The 8,729-nt window shown below is 68.7% G+C and carries 4 protein-coding genes; all 4 read right to left on the bottom strand.

Going from position 1 to position 8,729, the window contains the following annotated elements; all coding sequences use genetic code 11:
- Positions 1-663 (bottom strand): hypothetical protein (locus tag Q8O26_RS05600; protein WP_305574321.1); only part of this gene is annotated, 663 nt, incomplete at its 3' end.
- Positions 664-758: 95 nt separating this feature from the next.
- Positions 759-1,838 (bottom strand): low specificity L-threonine aldolase, encoded by a 1,080-nt coding sequence (locus Q8O26_RS05595; RefSeq protein ID WP_305574320.1) that lies wholly within the window; start codon positions 1,836-1,838, stop codon positions 759-761.
- A 334-nt stretch (positions 1,839-2,172) separates the two neighbouring features.
- Positions 2,173-3,591, bottom strand: coding sequence for a glutamate synthase subunit beta (locus Q8O26_RS05590; protein WP_305574318.1), 1,419 nt, complete (start codon positions 3,589-3,591; stop codon positions 2,173-2,175).
- A 4-nt stretch (positions 3,592-3,595) separates the two neighbouring features.
- A complete protein-coding gene (gene gltB / locus Q8O26_RS05585; protein WP_305574316.1) occupies positions 3,596-8,353 on the bottom strand; it encodes a glutamate synthase large subunit in 4,758 nt (1,585 codons plus the stop codon).
- Positions 8,354-8,729 lie beyond the last annotated feature (376 nt).

The following is an 8,729-nucleotide window of genomic DNA, read 5'->3' as shown; positions in this document are numbered from 1 at the left end:
GGGCGGGAGCGCCACCGGCGGGACAGGCGGGACGATCTGCGGCCGCGGCGTCAGATCGCCTTCGATGTTCGGGCGCGGCGTCGGCACCGGCACGACGCGGGCGGTGATGTTCGGCACCGGGCGGGCCGGGCGCTCGGGACGCTCGAAGCTGTCGGGATCGAGCCGACCCTCGCGCTGGACCGGAGGGCGCGGCGCATTGCCGAAACCCGGCCGCTCGTCGGACCAGACCGGCGGGGTGGGGAAGCGCTGGCCGCCGGGTTCCAACTCGCGGATGTTGATCGGCGCGCCGCTATAGGCGTGGATGGTGATGCGAGCGCGCTGGCCGGCGCCGCCGACGGTCTCGACGACCCAGACGCGGCCGGCGAGCCGGGGCCGGCTGATGGCGCGGTAGCCCATGGAGCGGGCGATGGCGACGGCCTCGGAGGCCGGCAGAATGTCCTCGTCGTCCGGCACGACATAGCGGCGGCGATAGACCGGCGGCTCATCGTCATACTCATAGACGCGCGGCGGGCCCCATCCGCCGCCGCCCCAGTACTGGACGGACAGGGCGGTCGCGGGGACGGGCGCGGCGAGGGGCCCCGCGGCGAGCGGGCCGGCCGCAGCCTGGCCGAGACCGGCGGAGAGGGCGGCGGCGGCCGCCGTCATGAACATGATGTGGCGCACGCGATCGTGTCCTTCTTCCCCCGAACCGCATCAAGCTTTCGGCAAGGAGAACGGCGATTTCAGGGCGGGCGCGTGTCCGTTGTGGTCGATGCCGGTCACGCCGCCGCGAGCGGTGCCGCTGCCCGCGCCGCCACCGCCAGAAAACGCTCGATGTCCTCGTCGCGGGTGGCGAAGCTGGTGACGAGGCGCATCATGACCTCGCCCGCGCGCGCGCGCTCGGCCTCCGGCAGGCCCTTGTCCGGCCAGGGGTAGAAGGCGGCGCCCTCGGCCTTCAGCGCATCGACGATCTCCTGCCGCATGATCGGAAAGACGCCGTTCGCCTGCGGGCGGAGGGGCAGGCGCACCCCGGGGATGGCGTCGAGGCCCGCGGCGAGCCGTGCCGCCGCGGCATTGGCGTCGCGGGCGAGGTTGAGCCAGTGGCCGCCGTCGAGGAAGGCCTCCATCTGCGCCGCGAGGAAGCGGTGCTTGGAGAGGAGATGGCCGGCGCGCATGCGGCGGCGGACCATTTCGGCGCCCTTGGCCGGATCGAAATAGATCAGCGCCTCGCAGGCGAGGCCGCCGCCCTTGGTGGTGCCGAAGGAGAGCACGTCGACGCCGGCCTTCCAGGTGATCTCCGCCGGCGAACAGCCGAGGGCGGCCACCGCATTGGCGAAGCGGGCGCCGTCCATGTGGACGCCGAGGCCGTTGGCGCGGGCGATGGCGGACAGCGCCGTCACCTCGGCGACGGAATAGACCTGGCCGAGTTCGGTCGACTGGGTGATGGATAGGGCATGGATCGGCGCATTGTGCGGCACGCGGCGGCCGAGGCCGACGATCGCCGCCTCCAGCGCCGGCGCGGTGATCTTGGCGCCGCGGCCGGGAATGCCGACCAGCTTGGCGCCGCCGGTGAAGAATTCCGGCCCGCAGCACTCGTCCTCGATGACATGGCTCTCGTCGTGGCAGAGCACGATGCCCCAGGGCGGCGTCAGGGTGGAGAGGGCGAGGCCGTTGGCGGCGGTGCCGGTGGCGACCATGTAGACGCCGACCTCGCGCTCGAAGAGGTCGCAGAGCTTGCTGACCACGGCCTTGGTGGCGTCGTCGTTGCCGTAGCCGAGACGCGCCCCGCCATTGGCGGCGGCGATCGCCTGCATCACCTTGTCGGAGGCACCGAGGCCGTTGTCGCTTGCGAAGAACATGGTGTGGCTTCCGGATGGCTGGCTGCAGGCACCCGCATGACAAGCCCGGGAGGGCGCCTGCCGCAAGAGGCTTTCCTGCATGTGCGGGCAGCCGGGGATGCCCTGAAGCCAAGGGCCCCACCCTTACCCTCCCCTCGCTGGCGCGAGGAGAGGGGGGCTATGACGTCGCGATCTGGTCGGGTCCGGAGCGCCTGGCTCACCGGCCCCGCTTTGAAAATCGGCCGCGCCAGGTGTACCGGTCGACAGGAAGCGGGAGGCCAGAGTCCCCCTCTCCGCGGAGCGGGGAGGGTGCGGGTGGGGCCTTCGGACCGGGTGGACCATCCCGCCCCGCCGCTCAGCGCGGCAGGGTGGTCGTGCCCATCAGGTCCTTGTCGATGGCATGGGCCGCCTGGCGACCCTCGCGGATCGCCCAGACGACGAGGCTCTGGCCGCGGCGCATGTCGCCGGCGGCATAGACCTTCTCAACCGAGGTCCGGTAGTCGTTGGTGTTGGCCGCGACGTTCTTGCGGGCGTCGAGCGAGACGCCGAGGCTCTCGACCATGCCCGCATGGACCGGGTTGACGAAGCCCATGGCGAGCAGGACGAGATCGGCCTTCAGCTCGAACTCGCTGCCGGCGATCGGCTGCATCTTGTCGTCGACGCGGACACACTTCAGGCTCTTCACCCGGCCGTTCTGGCCGGTGAACTCGGAGCTCATCACCGCGAAGTCGCGCTCGGCGCCTTCCTCGTGGCTGGAGGAGGTTCGCATCTTCAAAGGCCAGAGCGGCCAGACGAGCGACTTGTTTTCCTTCTCCGGCGGCTTCGGCATGATCTCGAGCTGGGTCACCGAGAGGGCACCCTGGCGCACCGAGGTGCCGATGCAGTCCGAGCCGGTGTCGCCGCCGCCGATGACGACGACGTGCTTGCCGGAGGCGAGGATCGGCTCGTTGGTGCCGATGGGCTCGCCGGAGACGCGGCGGTTCTGCTGCGGCAGGAAGTCCATGGCGAAATGGACGCCCTCGAGGTCGCGGCCGGGGATCGGCAGGTCGCGCGGGTGCTCCGAGCCGCCGGTGAGCAGCACCGCGTCATAGGCGGCGGTGAGTTCGTCGACCGGCCGGGTGGCGCCGACATGCTCGTTGTAATGGAAGGTGACGCCCTCGGCCTCCATCTGGTGGATGCGCCGGTCGATCAGGCGCTTCTCCATCTTGAAGTCGGGGATGCCGTAGCGCAGCAGGCCGCCGGCCTTGGCGAACTTCTCGTAGACATGGACGTCGTGCCCGGCGCGGGCGAGCTGCTGGGCGGCGGCGAGACCGGCGGGGCCCGAGCCGACGACGGCGACCTTCCGGCCGGTCCTGACCTTGGCCGGTTCCGGCGTGACCCAGCCCTCGTTCCAGGCGCGGTCGACGATGGCGCACTCGATCGTCTTGATGGTGACCGGCGTGTCCTCGATGTTCAGGGTGCAGGCCGCCTCGCAGGGCGCGGGGCAGACGCGGCCGGTGAATTCGGGGAAGTTGTTGGTCGAGTGCAGGTTGACGGAGGCCTCGCGCCAGCCGCCGTTGTAGACGAGGTCGTTCCAGTCGGGGATCTGGTTGTTGACCGGGCAGCCGTTGTGACAGAACGGAATGCCGCAGCTCATGCAGCGCGCCGCCTGGTTGCGGGTGCCTTCCTCGCTCAGCGGGATGACGAATTCACGGTAGTGGCGGATGCGGTCGCCGGCCGGCGCATAGCGACGGTCCTGACGGTCGACTTCCAGAAAACCGGTTACCTTCCCCATGGTCTTATTCTCCTGCCAGCGCGAGCGGACGCTGGGCCTGTTCCATTTCCTGAAGAGCGCGACGGTATTCGACCGGCATCACCTTCCTGAATTTGGGCAGCATCTCCGACCAGCGGTCGAGGATGTCCCTGGCGCGCCTGGAGCCGGTGTAGCGGGCGTGGTTGGCGATCAGCTGATGCAGGCGCTCGGCGTCGAAGCGGCTCATGTCGCTCATGACGTCGACGCGGCCGTGGCTGTCGAGGCCGCCGGTCTGGTGGTAGACGCGCGACAGGAGGTCGTCCTCCTCCGGCACCGGTTCCAGCTCGACCATGGCCATGTTGCAGCGGCGGGCGAAGTCGCCCTCCTCGTCCAGCACATAGGCGATGCCGCCGGACATGCCGGCCGCGAAGTTGCGTCCGGTCTGGCCGAGCACGACGACGACGCCGCCGGTCATATACTCGCAGCCATGGTCACCCGTGCCTTCCACCACCGCGATGGCGCCGGAATTGCGCACGGCGAAGCGCTCGCCGGCGATGCCGCGGAAGTAGCACTCACCCTCGATGGCGCCGTAGAGCACGGTGTTGCCGACGATGATCGAATTGTCGACGTCGAGGCTGGTGGCTTCGGCTGACGGGTAGACGATGATCTTGCCGCCCGACAGGCCCTTGCCGACATAGTCGTTGGCCTCGCCCTCCAGCTCCAGCGTGACGCCGCGGGTGACCCAGGCGCCGAAGCTCTGGCCGGCGGTTCCCGTGAGCTTGACGTGGATGGAGTCGTCGGCGAGGCCCGTATGGCCGAAGCGCGTCGCGACCTCGCCCGACAGCATGGCGCCGACCGAGCGGTTGACGCTGCCGATGGCGGTCTCGATGACGACCGGCCTGCCCTCGGTGAGGGCCGGCATCGCCTCGGCGATCAGCTTGCGGTCGAGCACGGCCTCCAGGTGGTGGTTCTGCGTCTCGGAATGGAAGACGCCGACCTCGGCGGGAACGGCGGGCTTGTGGAAGAGCCGCGTGAAGTCGAGCCCCCTGGCCTTCCAGTGGTCAACGGCCTCGCGGCGGTCGAGCATCTGCATCTGGCCGACCATCTCGTCGATGGTGCGGAAACCCATCTCGGCCATCAGCTCGCGCACTTCCTCGGCGACGAAGAAGAAGTAGTTGATGACGTGTTCGGGCTGGCCCTTGAAGCGCTTGCGCAGCACCGGGTCCTGGGTGGCGACCCCGACCGGGCAGGTGTTGAGGTGGCACTTCCTCATCATGATGCAGCCGGTGGCGATCAGCGGCGCCGTGGCGAAGCCGACCTCGTCGGCGCCGAGCAGGGCGCCGATGACGACGTCGCGGCCGGTGCGCAGGCCGCCGTCGACCTGGACGGCGATGCGCGAGCGCAGGCGGTTCAGCACCAGGGTCTGGTGGGTCTCGGCGAGGCCGATCTCCCACGGCGAGCCCGTGTGCTTGATCGAGGTCAGCGGCGAGGCGCCGGTGCCGCCCTCGTAACCCGAGATCGTGACATGGTCGGCGCGCGCCTTGCTGACGCCGGCCGCCACCGTGCCGACGCCGACCTCGGAGACGAGCTTCACCGAGACGTCCGCCCGCGGGTTGACGTTCTTGAGGTCGTAGATGAGCTGCGCCAGATCCTCGATCGAATAGATGTCATGGTGCGGCGGCGGCGAGATCAGGCCGACGCCGGGCGTCGAGTGGCGCACCTTGGCGATGACCGCGTCGACCTTGTGGCCGGGCAACTGGCCGCCCTCGCCGGGCTTGGCGCCCTGGGCCATCTTGATCTGCATCATGTCGGAATTGACGAGATATTCCGTCGTGACGCCGAAGCGGCCGGAGGCGACCTGCTTGATGGCCGAGCGCATGGAGCGCCCGTCGGGCAGGGGCTGGAAGCGCTCGGATTCCTCGCCGCCCTCGCCGGTGTTGGACTTGGCGCCGATGGCGTTCATGGCCACTGCCAGCGTCGTATGGGCCTCGCGCGAGATGGAGCCGTAGGACATGGCGCCGGTGGCGAAGCGCTTGACGATGACGGCGGCGGTCTCGACCTCGTCGAGCGGCACGGGCCTGCGCCCGACCTCTTCCGCCGAGCGGATGCGGAACAGGCCGCGGATGGTCTGCAGCCGCGAGGTCTGCTCGTTGATGAGGCGGGCGAATTCGCGATAGCGGTCCTGGCTGTTGCCGCGCACCGCGTGCTGCAGCGCGGCGACCGTCTCGGGCGACCAGACGTGATCCTCGCCGCGGATGCGGTAGGCATACTCGCCGCCGACCTCGAGCGCGGTCTTCAGCGTCGGATCGTCGGAGAAGGCGGAGGTGTGGCGGCTGGCCGTCTCCTCGGAGACCTCGGGCAGGCCGACGCCGCCGATGCGTGTGGCGGTGCCGGTGAAATACTTGGCCACGAACTCGTCCGACAGGCCGACGGCATCGAAGATCTGGGCGCCGCAATAGGACTGGTAGGTGGAGATGCCCATCTTCGACATCACCTTCATGATGCCCTTGCCGATGGACTTGATGAAGCGCTTGACCACCTCGTGGGCGTCGACCTCGGGGGGCAGCTCACCCTTGGCGTGCAGCTCCTCCATGGTCTCGAAGGCGAGATAGGGGTTGATCGCCTCGGCGCCGTAGCCCGCGAGGCAGCAGAAGTGATGCACCTCGCGCGCCTCGCCCGTCTCGACGACGAGGCCGGCGGCGGTGCGCAGGCCCTTGCGGATGAGGTGATGATGCACCGCCGCGGTGGCGAGCAGCGCCGGGATCGGGATGCGGTCGGCACCGACCATGCGGTCGGACAGGATGATGATGTTGTAGCGGCCGTGGACGGCGGCCTCGGCACGGTCGCAGAGGAGCTGCAGCGCCTCCGCCATGCCGGCGGCGCCCTTGGTCGCGGGATAGGTGATGTCGAGGGTCTTCGTGTCGAAGGAATCCTCGCGGTGACCGATGCAGCGGATCTTCTCCAGGTCCTCGTTGGTGAGGATCGGCTGGCGGACCTCCAGGCGCTTGCGACGCGAGGTGCCGTCGAGGTCGAAGAGGTTCGGCCGCGGCCCGATGAAGGAGACGAGGCTCATGACGAGCTCCTCGCGGATCGGGTCGATCGGCGGGTTCGTCACCTGGGCGAAGTTCTGCTTGAAATAGGTGTAGAGCAGCTTCGACTTCGACGAGAGCGCCGAGATCGGCGTGTCGGTGCCCATCGATCCCACGGCCTCCTGGCCGGTGGTGGCCATCGGCGCCAGCAGGATCTTCACGTCCTCCTGGGTGTAGCCGAAAGCCTGCTGCTTATCGAGCAGCGGCACGTCGGTGCGCGAGGCGCGCGGCTCGACGGGCGGCAGGTCCTCGAGGATGAGCTGGGAGCGCTCCAGCCATTCCCGGTAGGGGTTGGAGGCGGCGAGCTCGGCTTTGATCTCCTCGTCGGAGATGATGCGGCCCGCGGCGAGATCGACCAGCAGCATCTTGCCGGGCTGCAGGCGCCACTTGCGGACGATCTCGCTCTCCGGCACGGGCAGCACGCCCATCTCGGAGGCCATGATGATGCGGTCGTCCTTGGTGACGAACCAGCGCGCCGGCCTCAGGCCGTTGCGGTCGAGCGTCGCGCCGATCTGGCGGCCGTCGGTGAAGGCGATGGCGGCCGGGCCGTCCCAGGGCTCCATGATGGCAGCGTGGTACTCGTAGAAGGCGCGGCGCTGCTCATCCATGCTCTTGTTGCCGGCCCAGGCCTCGGGCACGAGCATCATCACCGCATGGGCGAGCGAATAGCCGCCCTGGACGAGGAATTCGAGGGCGTTGTCGAAACAGGCGGTGTCCGACTGGCCCTCATAGGAGACCGGCCAGAGCTTGGAGATGTCATTGCCGAAGAGCTCGGAATCGACGCTCGCCTGCCGCGCCGCCATCCAGTTGACGTTGCCGCGCAGGGTGTTGATCTCGCCGTTATGGGCGACCATCCGGTAGGGATGGGCGAGCGACCAGGCCGGGAAGGTATTGGTCGAGAAGCGCTGGTGGACGAGGGCGATGGCGCTCTCGAAGGACGGGTCGTGCAGGTCGGGGAAGTAGGAACCGAGCTGGTCGGCGAGGAACATGCCCTTGTAGACGATGGTCCGGCACGACAGCGAGACGGGGTAGTAACCCCGGGTGCGCGGGTCGTTCAGGTCATAGACGAGGTTGGAGATGACCTTGCGCAGCACGAAGAGGCGGCGCTCGAAATCGTCCTCCGATTCCACGTCGGCGCCGCGGGCGACGAAGATCTGCTTGTGCAGCGGCTCGGTCGGCTTGACGCTCTCGCCGAGGGAGGAATTGTCGGTCGGCACGTCGCGCCAGCCGAGCAGCACCTGACCCTCGTCGGCGATGACCTTCTCGATCGCCTCGCGGACGATGGTCTGGCCCTCGGGGTCGCGCGGGAAGAAGATGAAGCCGACGGCATAGCGGCCGGGCTCGGGCAGGTCGAAGCCGAGCTTGGACGCCTCCTTGCGGAAGAAGGCGTCGGGCAGCTGCACCAGCATGCCGGCGCCGTCGCCGGCACGCGGGTCGGCGCCCACGGCGCCGCGATGCTCGAGGTTCAGAAGGATCTGGATGCCGTCCTGGATGATCTTGTGGGACTTGCGGCCCTTCATGTCGGCGATGAAGCCGACGCCGCAGGCATCCTTCTCGTTGCGCGGGTCATAGAGGCCCTGCGCTTCGGGCAGGCCAGGGTCGATCACGGCGCGCGTGCGGTTTTTGACGCGGACGGGCACATTGGCTTTCGTGGCGCGATTCGTCCGCGCCTCGATCCCCTCACCCGACATCGCACCAATCCGCTGCGTGCTCATCATCCACCTCGTTCTGCGACATGGGTCGCTGATCGTGACACGGGAAACCGGCACGGGCGACGGATGAAATCCGCAACCGGTCCGGCATGCAAACTCGGGGCCTCAAGTCCTCCCCGACGCCCCTGTTCCGGGGTCCTGTTGGATAGGGCAGCGATGCTGACCTTTCTCAGGCCGTTATTTGACAGATTTCAAACAGCGGCACAAGCGGCAATACGACCTGCGTGTCGGGTTGGGATCATGTTTATTGCCGGGCGTCGCTCAAGTCCGGTCGAAATGGATAAAATCGCCCGATTCCACGCAAGATTATGACTACGGGCCGGGGGGAGGCGCGGCCCCGGCGGTTGCGGCCGGACTTGCCGCCCCCGGTCCCGGAGGG

Source organism: Phreatobacter sp., assembly GCF_030691135.1.
Lineage (GTDB): Bacteria > Pseudomonadota > Alphaproteobacteria > Rhizobiales > Phreatobacteraceae > Phreatobacter.
This window is presented reverse-complemented; position numbering and strand designations above follow the sequence as displayed.

Excerpts from the sequence above, each read along its gene's own strand:
- Q8O26_RS05595 (WP_305574320.1), bottom strand. The coding sequence starts at position 1,838 with ATGTTCTTCGCAAGCGACAACGGCCTCGGTGCCTCCGACAAGGTGATG.
- Q8O26_RS05590 (WP_305574318.1), bottom strand. The coding sequence starts at position 3,591 with ATGGGGAAGGTAACCGGTTTTCTGGAAGTCGACCGTCAGGACCGTCGC.
- gltB (WP_305574316.1), bottom strand. The coding sequence starts at position 8,353 with ATGAGCACGCAGCGGATTGGTGCGATGTCGGGTGAGGGGATCGAGGCG.